The organism is Nostoc sp. DSM 114167 (genome assembly GCF_052692655.1).
Map to the genome: position 1 here is coordinate 4320221 of NZ_CP195116.1, position 19841 is coordinate 4340061.

A 19841-nucleotide genomic window follows, 5' to 3' on the forward strand; every position below is an offset into this window, starting at 1 on the left:
CACCAACTACTAGCAGTTTAGAAAGATAATTATCCTTTAGCTTCTAACCTGGCTCGAAGATAGGTCAAAATTACCTCCGTTCCCTGCTCAACAATTTCAGGCGGCGGCGATTTTAATTGTGGATTATTATTTACGGATAGCTCAGTCAAGTTGGAGAGTCGACAGATTTCTAGCGGCAGGCTGCTGAGTTGATTGTAAGAGAGGTCTAGCCATATTAAGTTTGAGAGTTGGCTGATTTCTGGCGGTAGACTGCTGAGTTGATTGCCAGAGAGGTCTAGCCATTCCAAGTTTGAGAGTTGGCTGATTTCTGGCGGTAGACTGCTAAGTTGATTACAAGAGAGGTCTAGCCATGTCAAGTTTGAGAGTTGGCTGATTTCTGGCGGTAGGCTGCTGAGTTGATTACCAGAGAGGAATAGCTCAGTCAAGTTAGAAAGTTGGCTGATTTCTGGCGGTAGGCTGCTGAATTGGTTACCACAGAGGAATAGCTCAGTCAAGTTAGAAAGTTGGCTAAATTCTGGCGGCAGGTTGCTGAGTTGATTGTTATCGAGGTATAGGTGAGTCAAGTTGTAGAGTTGGCTGATTCCTGGCGGCAGGCTGCTGAATTCATTACCAGAGAGGGATAGCTCAGTCAAGTTGGAGAGTTGGCTGATTCCTGGCGGTAGACTGCTAAGTTGATTGTTCTCAAGGGATAGCTCAGTCAAGTTGGAGAGTTGGCTGATTTCTGGCGGGAGGCTGCTGAGTTGATTTTTATCGAGGTATAGGTGAGTCAAGTTGGAGAGTTGGCTGATTTCTGGTGGCAGACTGCTAAGTTGATTTTTATCGAGGTATAGGTGAGTCAAGTTGGAGAGTTGGCTGATTTCTTGCGGCAGGCTGCTGAGTTGATTGTTATCGAGGTCTAGATGCGTTGCTTTTTCCCTGGCAGCTTTTTCAATAATTTGCAACAGTTCTTCGTTTGTCATCAGCAAATCTCACCAACTCTGTAGCGATATTTACTCAAGTAGTATATCGTAACTAAGCATTACAGATTGGATTTGTGTGTTCATGTCCATAAAAACGGCTGTAATGTTTAAATTAGTAGGGTGCCGCAGCTACGCCCGTCGTAGACATCGCTACCCTTGCAATAACATTCACTTATTCATGAGTATCAAAGACTCGCTCACAAGTATAAAAGACTCGCTCACGAGTATAAAAGACTCGTCCATGAGTATCAAAGACTCGTCCGCGAATATCAAAGACTCGTCCGCGAATATCAAAGACTCGTCCGCGAGTATCAAAGACTCGTCCACGAGTATCAAAGACTCGTCCGCGAGTATCAAAGACTCGTCCGCGAGTATCAAAGACTCGTCCGCGAGTATCAAAGACTCGTCCACGAGTATCAAAGACTCGTCCGCGAGTATCAAAGACTCATTAATGGAGTTCAAAGGGTGCGCTACGCTTTCGCGCTAACACACCCGAAAACTGCGATCGCCTTATAATAAGGATGTCTACGACGGGCGTAGCTGCGGCACCTATAAAACAAATCCATAACTACTTACCCCAATTCTCTTGATGGAGAGACGGTTTCATTAGTTTGAGAAGATGGTTTATTCAAGAAGAAATTCCAAATTCTTTGAATAGCTATTATTAGAAAACCAATTACAATCGTTCCTGCTACCACTGGTAAAGCTAGCGCCAGCACAGAAAGTCCGATGGCAACGAGCAATTCAATGGTTGACACAACTGGATTGGTTAATCCACCGGAAACGCCAGTAGAACTTATCCGCAATAAATTCGTTAATCCCTGAGTTAATCCTGCGGTTCCACCACCAGCAACTAAAGCTAACGTCCATTGCACCAGTGGATTCATCTCTGGAGCAACAGATGCTGTGACGATTGTCCCGGCGATAAATGCCGCAGGAGTGGCTACAATATCCAGCAGATGATCCAACCAAGGAATGTAATAACCGATAATTTCTAGGGAACAAGCGACTGCAAATACAATTACAGCTTGAGGTGTTTCCACCCAATCAAAGTTAGTCGGCAAATCTAAATGTCCAAAAACTGAAGCCACACTCAATGCTAGCAGTGGTACAAATACTCGAAAGCCAGCCGCCGCACTCAAACTAATCCCCAGTAATAATTCAATAAATGTATTTAGATTAAACAAAGAATTTAAATCCATAGTAAGACTCAAGTTATACTCCTGGTGTTTTTTCCATCTTTGAGCTGAACGGAGTAACAACTCTAAGCTGTAATCCCAAGATAAGAAACTTGATGAAAATATTTCATCTGACTATGTGTAGAATCAGTGAAACCCTACCTATGTCAATACTGCGTAAGTTTTGCCTAAAAAATAACTCCAATGTAGGTTGCGTTTCGTTCATCAACCCAACATTTTCAGGGCTTTGTTTGTGAGCCAGCGACCTCTAGAGTAATATCATGTCCGCATAATTAGTTATACTAACCACAGTCATTACACCCTACCCGCCGATGCTTTGGCTACGGTGTACACACAAGTCACCAGTTTTATCCCAATACGCTTGGGATAAGTCAGAAACCCCTCATGTAGAGACGCGATTTATCGCGTCTAAAAGACTGACACGTTAGAGAGACGCGATAAATCGCCGTCTCTACAAAGAATGGACTCGTCAATTATTCCTTGACAGCTTTTGCATAATTCTTTCCTCGCCAACCTTGAGAAATCAGGCCAAAATGAGCGAATAGTAAGTTTCAGCAAAACAGACTTTATTAAAAGGATGCCGAAAATATCACAATCTTGGAAAATAATAAAGTAAGTCGAGTATCACATGACTCACTTGATATCCTCATTTATTCTAGGAAAATATGACTCATTCTTTCCTTGAACGCCTGCGTAGTCCAGATAGCCCAGTCCTCGTCTTCGACGGGGCGATGGGAACCAACTTACAAACCCAAAACCTGACTGCTGAAGACTTCGGCGGCCCGCAGTATGAAGGTTGTAATGAATATTTAGTCCACACGAAACCGGAAGCTGTCGCTAAGGTTCACCGCGACTTCCTCGCTGCTGGTGCAGATGTCATTGAAACCGATACCTTTGGTAGTACATCCCTGGTGCTGGCAGAATATGACTTGGCAGACCAAGCCTATTACCTCAGCAAGACAGCCGCAGAATTAGCGAAGCGTGTGGCTGCGGAATTTTCCACGCCAGAAAAACCCCGGTTTGTGGCAGGTTCCATCGGCCCGACAACGAAACTTCCTACCTTGGGACATATTGACTTTGACACCATGAAAGCATCTTTTGCTGAACAAGCAGAGGCGCTGTGGGATGGTGGTGTTGATTTATTTTTGGTGGAAACTTGCCAAGATGTGCTGCAAATTAAGGCGGCGCTGAATGCTATTGAAGAAGTGTTTGCCAAAAAAGGCGATCGCCGTCCGTTGATGGTGTCTGTGACAATGGAAAGCATGGGCACAATGTTGGTTGGTTCAGAAATCAGTGCTGTGCTGACAATTTTGGAACCTTACCCAATTGACATTCTCGGTCTAAACTGCGCCACTGGCCCAGACTTGATGAAACCACATATCAAGTATTTGTCAGAACATTCACCTTTCATCGTTTCTTGTATTCCCAACGCGGGTTTACCTGAGAACGTCGGCGGTCAAGCGCACTACCGCCTGACACCGTTAGAATTACGGATGTCATTGATGCATTTTGTTGAAGATTTGGGTGTCCAAGTGATCGGGGGTTGCTGTGGGACGCGTCCAGAACACATTCAACAATTGGCAGAAGTCGCTAAAGGTTTGAAGCCAAAAGTTAGACAGCCAAGTTTAGAATCAGCAGCAGCATCAATTTACACCACTCAGCCTTACGAACAAGATAATTCCTTCTTGATTGTTGGCGAACGTCTCAACGCCAGTGGTTCCAAGAAGTGCCGCGATTTGCTTAATGCCGAAGATTGGGATGGACTCGTGTCAATGGCGAGGGCGCAAGTCAAAGAAGGCGCACACATCCTTGATGTTAACGTCGATTATGTCGGACGCGACGGCGTGCGAGATATGCACGAATTAGTTTCGCGCATTGTTAATAATGTGACATTACCTTTAATGCTTGACTCCACTGAATGGGAAAAGATGGAGGCGGGTTTAAAGATTGCCGGTGGTAAGTGTTTGCTGAACTCCACTAACTACGAAGATGGGGAACCGCGCTTTTTGAAGGTGCTGGAGTTAGCGAAAAAGTACGGTGCTGGTGTAGTCATTGGTACTATCGATGAAGACGGGATGGCGCGGACAGCCGAGAAAAAGTTTCAAATTGCCCAACGTGCATACCGTCAAGCTGTAGAATACGGCATACCACCCACAGAAATATTCTTTGATACCCTAGCGTTACCCATTTCCACCGGGATTGAAGAAGACCGAGAAAACGGTAAAGCCACAATTGAAGCGATTCGGCGGATTCGTCAAGAATTGCCTGGATGTCATGTGATTTTGGGTGTTTCCAATATTTCCTTTGGTTTGAATCCAGCAGCGCGGATGGTGCTGAACTCGGTGTTTTTGCACGAAGCGACGACGGCGGGAATGGATGCAGCCATTGTCAGCGCTAACAAAATTTTACCGCTCTCGAAGATTGACGAACGCCATCAAGAAATTTGTCGTCAGTTGATTTATGATGAGCGGAAGTTTGAGGGTGATGTTTGCGTTTACGATCCCTTGGGAGAGCTTACCACAGTATTTGCTGGGGTGACAACTAAGCGCGATCGCTCTTTAGATGAAAGTCTCCCTATCCCAGAACGTCTCAAGCGTCATATCATCGACGGCGAACGCATTGGCTTAGAAGAACATCTCAAAAAAGCCTTAGAAGAATATCCCCCCTTGGAAATTATCAACACCTTCCTGCTAGATGGGATGAAAGTTGTCGGGGAATTATTCGGTTCTGGACAAATGCAGCTACCCTTCGTCTTGCAATCAGCAGAAACCATGAAAGCGGCGGTAGCGTTTCTCGAACCGTTCATGGAAAAATCGGAATCAGGTAACAATGCCAAGGGAACCTTTATCATTGCCACAGTCAAAGGCGATGTCCATGACATTGGTAAAAACTTGGTAGATATCATCTTGTCCAACAACGGCTACAAGGTGATTAACCTGGGAATTAAGCAGCCAGTAGAAAATATCATCAACGCTTACGAACAGCACAAAGCTGATTGTATAGCCATGAGTGGTTTGCTGGTAAAATCCACCGCCTTCATGAAAGAGAACTTGGAGGTATTCAACGAAAAGGGAATTAGTGTCCCCGTGATATTAGGTGGTGCAGCATTGACTCCCAAGTTTGTCTATGAAGATTGCCAAAATACCTATAAAGGTAAAGTTGTTTATGGCAAAGATGCCTTTTCAGACTTGCACTTCATGGATAAATTAATGCCAGCAAAGGCTACTGGTAACTGGGAAGATTTGCAAGGATTTTTGAATGAAGTCGAAACGGCTGAATCGACTAATGGTCACAAAGAGGCAAAAGCTAAGACTGCTGAAGAAACATCTGCTGAACCAAAAGAAGTAGATACGCGGCGTTCTGATGCTGTGGCGATAGATATTGAACGTCCCACACCGCCTTTCTGGGGAACGAAATTATTGCAGCCTAGTGATATTCCCATCGAGGAAATATTCTGGCATTTAGATTTACAAGCTTTAATTGCTGGACAATGGCAATTCCGCAAACCAAAGGAACAATCTAAGGAAGAATATCAGGCTTTCTTGGCTGAGAAAGTGTACCCAGTTTTAGAAAGTTGGAAACAGCGAATTATTGAAGAAAATCTGTTGCATCCCCAAGTGATTTATGGGTATTTCCCTTGTCAAGCCGAGGGGAATTCTTTACATATATATGACTCAGAAAACCAATCACAACAGGTTGCAACTTTCGAGTTTCCCAGACAAAAGTCGTTAAGGCGGCTGTGCATAGCAGATTTCTTTGCACCAAAGGAGTCAGGAATCATTGATGTCTTTCCAATGCAAGCCGTGACTGTAGGGGAGATTGCCACAGAGTTCGCTCAAAAGCTGTTTGCTGCCAATCAATACACCGATTATCTGTATTTCCACGGAATGGCAGTGCAGATGGCGGAAGCTGTAGCTGAATGGACACACGCCAGAATCCGCCGAGAGTTAGGTTTTGCTGCTGAAGAACCCGACAATATTCGGGATATGTTGGCACAACGCTATCGTGGTTCCCGGTATAGTTTTGGCTATCCAGCTTGTCCCCACATTCAAGACCAGTACAAGCAACTGGAGTTATTGCAGACTGACAGGATTAACTTGTATATGGATGAAAGCGAACAACTTTATCCAGAACAGTCTACCACTGCGATTATTACCTATCACCCGTTAGCCAAATACTTTAGCGCGTAGAATCCTACTCGTTAACTCAATACGCTTGATGTTAGTGATATTTTACCCTTAAAGATCCCCCTTTAAGGACTCTCTCCTTCTAGGCTACGGTGTGCATACAAGTCCTTCTCACCCCCTCTAACTCCCCCTTGCTAAGGGGGAGAACCGGATATTTCCCCCCTTAGCAAAGGGGAGAACCGAATATTTCCTCCCTTAGCAAAGGGGAGAACCAAATATTTCCCCCCTTTGCAAGGGGGGATTAAGGGGGGTAAATCCAGAGTTTGGCCTTCATTACCAAGATGTGTGTAAACCGTAGCCTTCTAGGAGATGTATTGTATACAAACGAAACAAGGTACTGTTACTTTGCTGATTTTTCCGGGAATCCTGTAGTTGTATACCCACCAAATTTATTAATCTCTCAGCTTAGGTAGGCAAGTTTTATGCAACTCATCACCTCCTTAGATATTAGAAATTCAGAATATTTATCCAAAAATCGCCTCATCAGTTATCATCACCAGTTGCGTCTAATTTTTTCGCTGGGTAATCAGGTAAAAAACGTTTTGGAAATTGGGATTTTTAATTCTCTGTTAACAGACATCTTGAAGAATAATGGATACAACGTCTCCACTGCTGATGTTGACCCCAGCCTCAAACCAGAAATAATTTTGGATTTGACTACAGATTTTTCCTTACCAAAAGATAAATTTGATGCGATTGTCCTGTTTCAAGTGCTGGAACACTTTCCTTACGAACAGTCAGAAGAAGCATTGAGAAAACTTGCTATTGCAACTAAGAAATTTTTGGTGATTTCGATTCCCTATTGCACTCAATACCTCTCGTTGCAGGTGAAAACCTCTTTCTCAGGTAGACCAAGGCATTTACTATTCAATGTGCCAAAATTCTGGAGTACAACGCCAGTCTGTGACGAACACTGCTGGGAAATGGGTTTGAAAGGATATCCGAAAACGCGGATTTTAAACTCTGTTGCCAAAGCTGGGTTAACTGTTAAGCAAGAATTTATCGATCCTACTTATCCATACCATTATTTTTTGGTGCTGGAGAAGAATTCTAGTAATACTTAAACAGCAATCTGTGGGGAGTGGGGAGTCAAAAGTAGGGAAATCCGAATCAGAAAATGGGGGCAAACAATGCTCAAAAAAGGTGCGATCGCCTAAGTTATGCTTTTAAAATCCTAATTGGTATCATGTTCTCCTGTGTTCTCCGGGTTTATCCTGGAAAGCAGAGGTTTAGGCTATATTAGCCACTATCATCATTCCAGATACTAACATCAAAGAATTACCAATTATGCTAGAACAAGGCACTATCAGTATTCATACTGAGAATATTTTCCCGATCATTAAGAAGTCGCTTTACTCAGATCACCAAATCTTCTTACGGGAACTGGTATCCAACGCTGTAGACGCCATCCAAAAGCTAAAAATGGTATCCCGCGCCGGCGATTATGCTGGAGACATCGGCGAACCAGAAATTGAAATTGCCATTGACAAAGATAAGAAAACTCTATCAATTTCCGATAACGGTATCGGGATGACCGCAGATGAAGTTAAGAAATATATCAATCAAGTTGCCTTCTCTAGTGCGGAAGAATTTATTCATAAATATGAAGGCAAATCAGATCAACCGATAATCGGTCACTTCGGTCTTGGTTTCTACTCTTCTTTTATGGTGGCGCAAAAGGTAGAAATTGATACCCTATCCTATCAAGAAGGGGCACAGGCGGTTCACTGGACTTGTGATGGTTCCCCAGCTTTTACTCTCGAAGAATCTTCTCGGACAACTCGTGGTACTACTATTACTCTCAGCCTGCAAGGGGAAGAAGAGGAATTTCTCGAATCAGCACGGATTAAGAATCTTGTCAAGACATACTGCGACTTTTTGCCAGTTCCAATTAAACTAGATGGCGAAGTATTAAATAAGCAAAAAGCACCGTGGCGAGAGTCTCCGAGTAATCTGACTAAAGAAGATTATTTAGAGTTTTACCGCTATCTGTATCCTTTTCAGGAAGAACCTTTGTTATGGGTACATCTAAATACAGATTATCCCTTTATCATCAACGGAATTCTGTATTTCCCGAAAATGCGACCGGATGTAGATGTTACCAAAGGACAGATCAAGCTATTTTGCAATCAAGTTTTTGTTAGCGACAACTGCGAAGAAATTATCCCGCAATTTCTGATGCCGATGCGGGGTGTGATTGATAGTACCGATATTCCCCTAAACGTATCGCGGAGTGCCTTGCAAGGCGATCGCACCGTGAAGCGAATTGGTGATTACATTGCCAAAAAAGTAGGCGATCGCCTCAAAGAACTTTTCCGCGATAACCGCGAACAATACATCAGCGCCTGGAAAGACCTCGGTACTTTCGTCAAATTCGGCGTTCTCAACGACGAGAAATTCAAAAAACAAATCGAAGATATCATCGTCTTCCGCACCACCGCCAAGTTGACAGAAAAACCTGCTGCTGAAACGCCAGTGGTTGAAGTCCAATCTTCAGACGGGGATGCTTGGCAAGATGTCACTCCTTCATCCAGTTCTGACTCAGCACCCAGCGCTCCCTATACTACGCTGAAAGAGTATCTAGAACGCAACAAAGAACGCCACGAAAACCGAGTTTTCTACAGCACCGATGAAGCAACCCAAGCTACATACATAGAATTGCACAAAAATCAAGGCTTGGAAGTCCTGTTTATGGACTCCTTCATCGACACTCACTTTATCAACTTCCTAGAGCGGGAATATCAGGATGTCAAGTTTACGCGGGTAGACTCAGATTTAGATAATACTCTGCTAGAACAAGATAAAGATAAGGAAATTGTCGATCCCAAGACGAATAAAACTCGCAGTGAGACAATCAAAGAATTATTTGAGAAATCCCTCAACAAACCCAAACTCAACATCCGTACCGAAGCTTTGAAATCAGACGATCCTCAAGGAACACCACCTGCGATCGTGCTTTTACCAGAAATTCTCCGCCGCCTGCGGGAAATGAACGCCATGATGCAGCAGCAGTCAGCAGAGTTTCCCGAAGATCACATTTTACTGGTGAATACTGCTCACCCACTGATTCAAAATCTGGCTAATTTGAACCAAGGTAGTATCATTCAAAGTAACGGTGAATCGTCTACAGATCAGTTAGTCAACTTGATTTGCCAACACGTTTACGATTTAGCGCTGATGTCTCAGAAAGGATTTGACGCTGAGGGAATGAAATCCTTCGTCGAGCGATCGAATGAGGTACTCACTAAGCTGACGGAACAAGCGAGTAAATAGTGCTGAGTGGGAAGTTAGGAGTTAGGAATTAGGAGTTAGGAGTTATTTCTCCCCTGCTTCCCCTGCTCCCTGCCCCCTGCCCCCTGCTCCCTGCCCTCATCTCTCCACTTCTGCTGCCTAAGACCTAAAATGGAAAGGCTGTATTAAAATAACAATCTGGAGATAGTAGCTATGTCCCGTCGCTGTGAACTAACTGGTAAGAAGGCAAATAACGCTTATTCTGTTTCCCACTCCCACCGCCGTACTAAACGCCTTCAGCACGCTAATTTGCAAGACAAGCGGGTTTGGTGGGAAGCTGGAAATCGCTGGGTAAGACTAAAGTTGTCTACCAAAGCAATTAAAACCCTACAAATTAATGGGTTAGAAGCAATGGCAAAAAAAGCTGGCATTAACCTAAATCATTACTAAGTAATCTGGATTTCATAACCTGAAACTTTTGTAGTAGCGTGGCAAGCCTTAAATGTTGCAATAAATTTTCTTGTGGGACGGGTGTCCTCAACCGTCTGGGCGGGCAAGATGCCCACCCCACAAGAGCTAAATTTTATGCACTATTTTAACGTGAGTTCGACAAGCCCTTTTTTGACCTCTCTCCCAACCCCTCTTGGACACCCAGAGGGGAGCCAAAACCCTAATTTCTCGTTGCTCCTCCCTTTCCCTGTGGGAGAGGGAGGTTGTCCGGGAGAGGTTCATCGAACTCACGTTATTTTAGCCTTGCCACGCCAGTAGGTTGCAATATAGGTGATTTGTGGGGGCGCACAGCTAGCTAGCTGTGCGCCTCTAGTGTTTATTACATCTTGAGTAGCAGGCAGGCTCTCTATATTTCAATACAGTTCAGTTAAGCATTTTTTCCTTCTCTTTGCATCCTTCTCTACAAGATGCTGCGCGTTGGCAAAAGCCTGTGGCAAGCCACTCTGCGTCTACGTTAAAAAAATTGACTTTGACAAAGGATTTCAGCCTTACAGCAGTTTTCATGTATTTGAACCACATCTGTCGTCAGGGCACAGTATTACTCATAGGTGTCAACTTCAGCTGGAAATAGCTTATCTGTTGGCTTCCATGCCCACCCGGAAATAAATTTTCTGGCTTTTAGCTTAAGTCTACTGAAGTAGACTGGAGATTTTTGGCGATATTTAGTCATATAAAGATGACTTTAGCGATGAGACGGGAATTTTAATTCCCGGCGGACAAGCGGTTTGGCGTTAAGTTGACACCTATGAGCATTGCTGTGCCCCTACCGCGTGGTCTATTTACCTGAAAATAGCTGTAACCCAAGCGTATTGCTCTATATTTTGAATTCTGTTGCTAGTAAGAGAGAAATATAGGAATCCATTTTGATTTGGAGAACTAACTTGATTTTTTAGGCAAAAGGCAAGAGCAAGAAGACTCTTTGAATTATACTGAGCTTTTTGACGCAATCAAGATGAGTTCTTTATGTAATTTTTACACTACGGATAAATTCCGGTGTTTCTGAATAAAAATACTTACCATTTTTCTATTTTTCATAATTGAAGTTAGACGGCTCTCCACCCAAAATTAATTATGAATTGATTTTGTAATCGCTCGACACTCTTAACAAGAGGCCGAAATAGAGATTAACTGAATAAATAGAAAAACTGCCTGACCTCAAACAACTATCAACTAGGCAATAGAACCCTTATTAATAGAGTTATACGAGGAAATCCAGAAACTAAAAACCGCACTGGAAGCTAGAAGTAAACAAGACTCTCCAATAACTAAGACTAGTTGAGCAATTACAAATAAACAAGGGAATACTGAAAATAGGTAGTCTATTTTATTTATAATTTATGACAACGAACAGTTATGAAGCGTCGAACCACTTAGATCGGCAAGAGTGTCACAAACAGCTACAGCTAACGGTTCAATATCAAAAAATATTGGCGAGGATTCTGGCTAAGATTCGCGCATCTGTAAATATAGAATCTCTCTGTTCGACTTCTTGTCAAGATATTTGTCGGCAATTGAAGATTGAGCGAGTTGCAATCTACCGTTTCAATGAAGATTGGAGCGGTAGTTTTCTCAATCGTTTTGGCTTTGCAGAACATCCTTGGGATGCATTGACTGCCTTTGGACAGGATTTAGTTTGGGAAGATTCACATTTGCAAGAAACTCAGGGAGGGCGATATCGCAAAAATGAGCCGTTTGCTGTAGCTGATATTTACGATGCAGGGCACGCTCGTTGTCATATTGAAGTATTAGAACAGTTTCAGATTCGGGCGTATGCGATCGCACCCATCTTCATCGGGCCAAAATTGTGGGGAATGCTGGCAGCCTATCAACACTCCGCTCCTCGGCAATGGTATCCTCACGAAGTTGAATTTTTCGCTCAAGCTGCCAGCCATCTTGGTGTGGCAATGCAGCAGACAGAAACCCTAGAACAAACCAAACAACGCACAGCAGAACTGCAAGATGCGATATCGCGCGGCAACGAGCTTTGACGGAAGTAGTAGGAAATATTCGCTCCTCTGTAAATACCGAAATTATTCTAGATACTGCCTGTCAGGAACTCTGCAAACTCCTGAAGTTAGAGCGGGCAGCAATTTACCGCTTTAATGAAGATTGGAGCGGCGAATTTGTCAGCCAATTCGGGATGGTAGAGGCGCAGTGGGATAGAATCAATCCTTTTGGCAAAAATCTCGTTTGGGAAGATACCCACCTCCAAGAAACGAAAGGTGGACGCTACCGCAATAACGAGAGTTTTGTTGTCAACGACATCTACCAAGCCGGACACTCGCGTTGTCATATCGATATTTTGGAGCAATTTAAGATTCGGGCATATACCTTAGCACCCATCTTCATCGGCCCAAAACTGTGGGGACTGATAGCAGCCTATCAACACTCCGGGCCGCGCCAATGGGCAAATTACGAAGTGGAGTTTCTCGGACAAGTAGGGGCACAATTGGGAGTCGCGATTCAGCAAGCCGAGAATTTAGCTCAGTCGAAACAACAGGCTTCTGCCCTACAAGATTCGCTTGCTCGACAACGAGCATTAACTGAAGTAGTCGGTAAAATTCGCTCCTCTTTAAATATTGATTTAATTCTAAAAACTACTTGCCAAGAAGTATGTAAACTGCTACGAGTTGAGCGGGTTGGCGTTTATCGCTTCAATCAAGACTGGAGTGGCGAATTCGTCAGTAATTTCGGTATGGTTGAGGCACACTGGGACAGTATCAATCCCTTTGGCAAAAATCTCGTTTGGGAAGATACTCACCTTCAAGAAACCAAAGGCGGACGCTACCGCAACAACGAAAATTTTGCTGTAGAGGATATTTATCAAGCTGGACACTCGCGCTGTCATCTCGATATTTTGGAGCAGTTCAAAATTCGCGCTTATGCGTTAACCCCAATTTTTGTAGGACGGAATTTGTGGGGATTGTTAGCTGCCTATCAGCATTCCGCACCGCGCCAGTGGGATAGTGTGGAAGTGGAATTTTTGGGACAGGTTGCTAGCCAACTAGGAGTGGCACTGCAAAGTTCTCAAATGGTGACTCAAATTCAAACTCGCGCTGATGAACTGCAACAATCGGCTGAACAGCGCCGAATTTTATTTGATTTAGTCGTCAAAATTCGGGAATCTTTGGATTTAGAGACGATCCTTAAGACTACAGTACAGGAAGTTAGGCGATCGCTAAATACAGATCGAGTTGGCATTTTCCGCTTCGATCCGAATGTCGGTTTTTGCAGCGGTGAATTTATTGCTGAAGATGTCTTACCCAAGTTCGATTCTGCCCTCGCCGTGAAGGTGCAAGACTATTGCTTTGGCGATCAATATGCACCGCAATATCGCCAAGGGCAAGTGCAAGTAATATCTGATGTCAACAGCGTTGGCTCCAAAGTACCTCATCTGGATATAATTGAGCGATTCCAAGTCAAAGCACAGATTATTGTGCCATTGATGGAAGGGGATGAACTGTGGGGGTTGTTGTGCATTCACCAATGCACCCATACACGTCATTGGGAAGAAGCGGAATTGGAATTTGTCACCCAAGTGGCGGCTCAACTCAGCGTAGCACTGCGTCAAGCCAATTTATTTCAACAATCCAGTTTGCTGGGTCAAACTCGTGAAGAAGCGAATCAACTCGCCCAAGCACTGAATGAACTGCGTACTGCCCAAATGCAAATTATCCACGCTGAAAAAATGGCCAGTTTGGGGCAATTGGTGGCGGGAGTTGCCCATGAAATTAATAACCCGATTAATTTTATCCACGGCAACTTAGAACACGCTCATCAATACACGCAAGAATTGCTTCGCTATGTGCAACTTTATTGGCATCATTATCCTGATGCCGCACCAGAAATCCAAGAGTTCTTCAAAAAAGCCGAAATAGCGTATTTGGTCGAGGATTTACCTCAATTATTCCAGTCCATGCAGGTCGGCACTGAACGCATTCGGGAAATTGTCACATCTTTGCGGAACTTCTCGCGCCTAGACGAAGCTGACTTCAAACCAGCAAATATTCACGAAGGCATCGACAGTACATTAATGATTTTACAAAACCGTTTGAAGTCCTCAGCTGATAGTCTCACCATTCATGTGAGCAAAGATTATGGTACTTTACCTCTAATAGAATGCTATCCCGGTCAGTTGAATCAGGTATTTATGAATTTGCTGTCCAATGCCATTGATGCTCTAGAAGAACGAACCACAAAGGAATCTTCTGAAGCACTGGCAAAAAACCCCTGCAAAATCCGAATTTCTACCTCCCTGCTCAATAAAGATTGGATTGTCATTCGCATCGCCGACAACGGACTTGGCATAGATGAAAAAGTCCTCTCTCGACTATTCGATCCATTTTTTACTACTAAGGTTGTCGGTAAAGGTACAGGTTTGGGACTGTCTATCAGCTATCAAATAGTTACAGAAAAACACAACGGTAAAATATACTGTCAATCTGAACTTGGCAAAGGTACAGACTTTGTGATTGAGTTGCCGATCCGTCAGGTAACAAATAAAAAACAGTAGCTAAAGTCAACGGATCAAACCAGGAATAAGTATAGAGGCAAAGTGATGATTTTTACGCATTCATCTGAAAAATTATCACTTTTTTACTCGGCACTCACTACTGTTTTAGTAACAGCATTATTACATAATTGTTTTACCTTTTCTGTTACCCAATCAACACGATCCTTTCCCCAAAACCTCTCACCTTCGACTACCCAAGTCGGCACTCCGGGACAGCCAAACTGTTCGTATTCTGCCAAAGCTGCCACTGCTGCAAGTTTTGCTGCTTCGCCGTGGATTAATTCAAGAATGCGATCGCCATTCAACCCAACATCATCTGCAACTTTCTTAATCACAGACTCATCGTTGACATCAAGTTGATCGATGTACGTCGCTCGAAAGAATGCGGCATCAAGCAGATGCTCCTTCCCGGTTCCACAAACAGCGTAATAGGCTCTCGCAGGAAGTTCTTCACGACCAAACTTCATTTTCTCCCAGCGCTTGATCCACCTACCAAATTCTTCAAACTCCTTGAGCCGAATTTCAATGCCGTACTTTTTTGCCCACCGCAGACAATCTTCTTTGTGATAGGACGATAACACCGCGCTTTCACTTCGTCCTTGTAGGTCAGCTACCTTTATCCCGCGTTCTTTCGGTATGTAGATTGGTCGTCGTTCAATATCAACAGGCAAACCCTGCAAAGCTTTTTCGGCAAGAGCGATACCAATATATGAATTTGACGAGTGGTATATCGAGTAGGAGTATACTTTGATTCGCTGCGACATCTTAGCTACCGTAGCTACCTAACTCATAAATAATTTTTGAATTTATTTTTGCTGAAGCTTGTCAATTATACCTAGAATCAAGTCAAAGAGAAAGACTTTCCCAGTAATTTAATGCCCATTCAAATGAACGCTTATCAAACCTTTTACTAATTTGATATATCTCTTCCCAAGAATATACTTTTTTTGAAACTCTCTCTTGTGTGCCTGCTAAGTTGGAGATTACTATGTAGTATTTACCTCGTCCATGAACCTGCTTTTTGACTGTATCTACTACTCTACCTGCTGGTCTAAAAGTTATTTGAACATCATCAAGTGCTGGTTGCTTGCTGAGTGTTACTGCGGGATGACCTTCTGAGCATACACAGTCTCCTTCATCTTCAGGGTCTTGTTTATCCTTGAAAAGAGTCCACTGATGCCCAAAATCACACATATATGCTCTATATTCTTTCATATATTTTTGCTCTCCTACACTTTCTTAACTATTCACACTAAAGTACTTACTTCATCTGTAGTGTTGGCATTTTCCCTTTGAAAAAATCAAAATTTCCACCTAAAGGACAGTTTGCCAGTTCAATAAAGGAAGGTATCTGATTGCTACAGTCGCGGTGAAAAATACTAAGCTGGTAGATAGCACGTTAAAACTTTAGCGGAAATTCGCGATCGCATTCATCGGCGGTTTAGAGTTCCACATTGGCGAACTACCTGTAATTACATTATGTTTGATGCATTATCTGACCGTTTAGAAGCCGCCTGGAAAAAACTGCGGGGACAGGACAAAATTTCTCAATCCAACATTCAAGATGCATTGCGCGAAGTGCGCCGCGCCCTGTTGGAAGCAGATGTCAATCTCCAGGTAGTAAAAGATTTTATTAGCGAAGTCGAAGCCAAGGCACAAGGAGCCGAGGTGATTACCGGCGTGCGACCTGACCAACAGTTCATCAAAATTGTTCATGATGAGCTGGTGCAGGTGATGGGAGAAGAAAATGTTCCCATCGCAGAAGCCCAGGAACAGCCTACCATCGTGTTAATGGCTGGGTTGCAAGGTACTGGTAAAACCACAGCTACCGCTAAGTTAGCCTTACATTTGAGAAAATTAGAGCGTAGCTGCTTGTTGGTGGCGACAGACGTATATCGCCCAGCAGCTATCGATCAGTTGCTAACGTTGGGTAAGCAAATTGACGTACCAGTATTTGAACTAGGAAGCGATGCCGATCCCGTAGAAATTGCAAGGCAAGGTGTAGAACGCGCTAGGGCAGAAGGTGTCAACACAGTAATTATTGATACTGCTGGACGCCTGCAAATTGACGAAGATATGATGGCGGAATTAGCCCGCATCAAAGCAACTGTCCAACCCGATGAAACTCTGTTGGTGGTGGACGCGATGACTGGTCAAGAAGCAGCCAATCTTACCCGCACCTTCCACGAACAGATTGGAATTACTGGAGCGATTCTCACCAAATTAGATGGTGATAGCCGTGGTGGTGCTGCGCTTTCGGTGCGAAAGATTTCGGGAGCGCCGATTAAATTTGTGGGCGTGGGTGAAAAAGTCGAGGCACTGCAACCGTTTTATCCCGATCGCATGGCATCGCGGATTCTCGGTATGGGCGATGTTCTCACTTTGGTAGAAAAAGCCCAAGAAGAGTTTGACTTAGCCGACGCTGAGAAAATGCAGGAGAAAATTTTGTCAGCGAAGTTTGACTTTACTGACTTTCTCAAGCAGTTGCGGATGCTAAAGAACATGGGTTCTCTGGGAGGCTTGATCAAGATGATTCCAGGGATGAACAAGCTTTCAGACGATCAACTCAAGCAGGGAGAAACCCAGTTAAAGCGCTGTGAGGCGATGATTAACTCCATGACTCGCCAAGAACGCCACGACCCGGATTTATTAGCCAGTTCTCCCAGTCGGCGGCGGCGGATTGCTGCTGGCTCAGGCTATAGAGAGTCAGATGTCAGCAAACTGGTGGGTGATTTCCAAAAAATGCGATCGCTCATGCAGCAAATGGGTCAAGGTAGCTTCCCTGGAATGCCGGGAATGTTCGGCGGTGGCGGCATAGGCAATGCCTTCGCTGGTGCTGGTAATCGTCCCGCAGCCCCCGGATGGCGAGGGTATGATGGTGCCTCAGCCACAAAAAAGAAAAAACCCAAAGATAAAAAGAAAAAAGGCTTTGGCAATCTTTAGTCATTCGTCATTAATAACCAATAACAAAGGACAAATGACAAAGGACTAATGACAAATAGCAGCAAATGCTAGGCAGTGCTAAAATTAGCATTTCGACCTCAGAATTTATTAGCAGAGGAAACTAACCCTTAATTTCTCGGCAGCAGCCAAATTTAGGTTACTTCCTCACCAATTAGTTGCTAACTAATATCTAACTACAGGAGAATGATTCTTCAACCATGATCAAACTGCGCTTGAAACGATTCGGTAAAAAGCGGGAAGCAAGTTACCGCATTGTCGCTATTAACAACCTTGCTCGCCGCGATGGCCGTCCCTTAGAAGAATTGGGATTTTATAACCCCAGAACTGATGAAGTGCGACTAGACGTTCCCGCCATCGTCAAGCGACTACAACAAGGCGCTCAACCTACTGACACCGTTCGTCGCATTCTAGTAAAAGCTAATGTTTTTGAGCAGGTCAGTGCAACAGCCGCATCATAATTTGAAAACAAAACTCCCAACAGCTAGCCCCAACTATGTTGAGCTGGTTCGGTTTTTGGTACAACCGTTTTTGGAATCTCCAGAAACATTAAGCGTCGATTGTGAAATTTCTCAGACCCTCAATCGGGTTTGGGTTCGCATCGCCTTTGAAAGCACAGATAAAGGAAAAGTGTTTGGTCGAGGGGGACGCAATATTCAGGCGATTCGTACAGTAATTGCCGCAGCCGCAGCCGCAGCTGGGCAATCAATATACCTGGATATCTACGGCAGCACCACGCCGGGCCGCGAGGGTATGTCTTTTGATGAAGAGACAGAAGAGCGATCGCCACCGCCAACTAAGAGAGAACCGCGAAATGATGGGCCTAAACCCATTGTTAAACCACGCCTCCGCTAGGTTGAAACCAGAGAGTAAATCTGAGCGGTTGTTGTTACCTCCGCTCAGAATTTTTATAAAAATGGAAAGTAACAAAAAGATTTTTAAATCTTTTTTTGAACTCTTCACCAGTAGGGGCTATGCCCTCACCCCCAGCCCCTCTCCCATGTTGGAAGAGGGGAGTAAATTCTCCAGTTCCCCTTCTCCCAACATGGGAGAAGGGGTTAGGGGATGCGGGCAAGCTGTACGCCCCTACGGACGATTAATCTGTTGCAAATCTTTTTCACAATGTAGGTAATAAAAGCATAATTTCGCCGTTAGCGAGAAAAATTAACCTTTGTCAAATACAGATCCTCACCAATTAAGAAATACTATGGCAGGTGCCTTAACAATTCAGCTGCCGAATATTACCAGTGCGATCGCTCTCGCTGGAGATGGAGAAGAAAATCTCAAAATCCTATCTCGGCAAACAGGAGCCGCTTTAGTACTACGCGGACAGGAATTAGTGATTTCTGGTACTGAAAAGCAAATTGATTTGGCCTCTCGATTAGTGCGATCGCTTGAAGACCTCTGGATTAAAGGCAATACTATTTCCAGTGCGGATATTTTAACAGCCCGTCAAGCCATAGATAGCGATCGGCAAGGGGAACTGCAAGATTTACAGCGAAATGTCCTCGCCAAAAGTCGCCGGGGTGAAGAAGTCCGTGCCAAAACCTTCCGCCAGCGCCAATATATTGACGCACTCCGCAAACGCGATCTCACCTTTGGCATTGGCCCTGCTGGTACCGGCAAGACTTATCTCGCTGTTGTTGTCGCTGTCCAAGCACTCCTTGCTAACCAATTTGAAAAGCTAATCTTAACTCGCCCTGCCGTCGAAGCTGGTGAAAAACTCGGTTTTTTGCCTGGAGACTTACAACAGAAAGTTAATCCCTATCTTCGCCCACTTTACGATGCTATTTATGAATTCATCGATCCAGAAAAAGTACCTAGTTTAATGGAACGCGGTGTGATTGAAGTCGCACCACTAGCCTATATGCGGGGACGCACCCTCAATAACGCCTTTGTAATTGTAGATGAAGCTCAAAATACTACACCTGCTCAGATGAAAATGGTTTTGACTCGTTTGGGTTTCCGTTCGCGGATGGTGATTACAGGCGACATGACACAAACTGATTTACCACTTCACCAACAATCAGGTTTAGGAGTGGCTTTACAAATTTTAAAACACGTTGAAGGTATTGCCTTTTGTGAATTTTCCCAAAGAGATGTTGTACGCCATCCTCTAGTTCAACGTATTGTTGCTGCTTATGAACAATATGAAAAATAGGGATTGGGAATGGGGAATGGGGCATTGGGCATTAGTTATACCAATTTGAAAAAAGAATGCGACAAATAAACCATTTGTAGAGACGCGATTCATCGCGTCTTTACCTAAGGATATGTTGCA

General features: G+C 44.0%; 14 protein-coding genes. 10 read left to right on the plus strand and 4 right to left on the minus strand.

The window, feature by feature from the left end; all coding sequences use genetic code 11:
- Positions 1-29: 29 nt before the first annotated feature.
- Entirely contained in the window at positions 30-959 is a 930-nt protein-coding gene (locus NSTC731_RS18510) for a leucine-rich repeat domain-containing protein (RefSeq protein WP_445626225.1), read from the minus strand.
- A gap of 572 nt (positions 960-1531) precedes the next feature.
- A complete protein-coding gene (locus NSTC731_RS18515) occupies positions 1532-2161 on the minus strand; it encodes a DUF4126 domain-containing protein (protein WP_445626226.1) in 630 nt (209 codons plus the stop codon).
- Positions 2162-2823: 662 nt separating this feature from the next.
- Here NSTC731_RS18515 and metH point away from each other — a divergent pair.
- From metH to NSTC731_RS18545, 6 genes are all read left to right on the plus strand, one after another.
- Positions 2824-6348 carry a methionine synthase gene (gene metH / locus NSTC731_RS18520; RefSeq protein WP_445626227.1) on the plus strand — a complete coding sequence of 1175 codons (3525 nt, stop codon included), beginning with the start codon at positions 2824-2826 and terminating at the stop codon, positions 6346-6348.
- Between the two features lie 419 nt (positions 6349-6767).
- Positions 6768-7409: a class I SAM-dependent methyltransferase gene (locus NSTC731_RS18525; protein WP_445626228.1), complete on the plus strand. Its 642-nt coding sequence runs from the start codon at positions 6768-6770 to the stop codon at positions 7407-7409.
- 223 nt (positions 7410-7632) lie between these two features.
- Positions 7633-9618, plus strand: a complete 1986-nt coding sequence (gene htpG, locus NSTC731_RS18530) for a molecular chaperone HtpG (protein ID WP_445626229.1) — start codon at positions 7633-7635, stop codon at positions 9616-9618.
- A 171-nt stretch (positions 9619-9789) separates the two neighbouring features.
- Positions 9790-10026, plus strand: a complete 237-nt coding sequence (gene rpmB / locus NSTC731_RS18535; RefSeq protein ID WP_322708983.1) for a 50S ribosomal protein L28 — start codon at positions 9790-9792, stop codon at positions 10024-10026.
- Between the two features lie 1397 nt (positions 10027-11423).
- Positions 11424-12074 carry a GAF domain-containing protein gene (locus NSTC731_RS18540; RefSeq protein ID WP_445626230.1) on the plus strand — a complete coding sequence of 217 codons (651 nt, stop codon included), beginning with the start codon at positions 11424-11426 and terminating at the stop codon, positions 12072-12074.
- Positions 12071-14599, plus strand: coding sequence for a GAF domain-containing sensor histidine kinase (locus tag NSTC731_RS18545; RefSeq protein WP_445626231.1), 2529 nt, complete (start codon positions 12071-12073; stop codon positions 14597-14599). Before NSTC731_RS18540 ends, NSTC731_RS18545 begins: the two co-directional genes overlap by 4 nt.
- Positions 14600-14682: 83 nt before the next feature.
- On the opposite strand, the gene NSTC731_RS18550 is transcribed toward NSTC731_RS18545, so the two are convergent.
- The gene (locus NSTC731_RS18550; protein WP_445626232.1) at positions 14683-15363 is read right to left on the minus strand and encodes a DsbA family protein; all 681 of its coding nucleotides are present in this window, start codon (positions 15361-15363) and stop codon (positions 14683-14685) included.
- 82 nt (positions 15364-15445) lie between these two features.
- Positions 15446-15814: a hypothetical protein gene (locus NSTC731_RS18555; RefSeq protein ID WP_445626233.1), complete on the minus strand. Its 369-nt coding sequence runs from the start codon at positions 15812-15814 to the stop codon at positions 15446-15448.
- A 264-nt stretch (positions 15815-16078) separates the two neighbouring features.
- Between NSTC731_RS18555 and ffh the strand changes: the two genes are divergently transcribed.
- From ffh to NSTC731_RS18575, 4 genes are all read left to right on the plus strand, one after another.
- The gene (ffh, locus tag NSTC731_RS18560) at positions 16079-17542 is read left to right on the plus strand and encodes a signal recognition particle protein (protein ID WP_445626234.1); all 1464 of its coding nucleotides are present in this window, start codon (positions 16079-16081) and stop codon (positions 17540-17542) included.
- Positions 17543-17760: 218 nt separating this feature from the next.
- Positions 17761-18021, plus strand: coding sequence for a 30S ribosomal protein S16 (gene rpsP / locus NSTC731_RS18565; protein WP_292783039.1), 261 nt, complete (start codon positions 17761-17763; stop codon positions 18019-18021).
- A complete protein-coding gene (locus tag NSTC731_RS18570; protein WP_445626235.1) occupies positions 17984-18415 on the plus strand; it encodes a KH domain-containing protein in 432 nt (143 codons plus the stop codon). Before rpsP ends, NSTC731_RS18570 begins: the two co-directional genes overlap by 38 nt.
- Before the next feature lie 352 nt (positions 18416-18767).
- On the plus strand, positions 18768-19721 hold the full coding sequence (locus NSTC731_RS18575) for a PhoH family protein (RefSeq protein WP_445626236.1): 954 nt from the start codon (positions 18768-18770) through the stop codon (positions 19719-19721).
- Positions 19722-19841 lie beyond the last annotated feature (120 nt).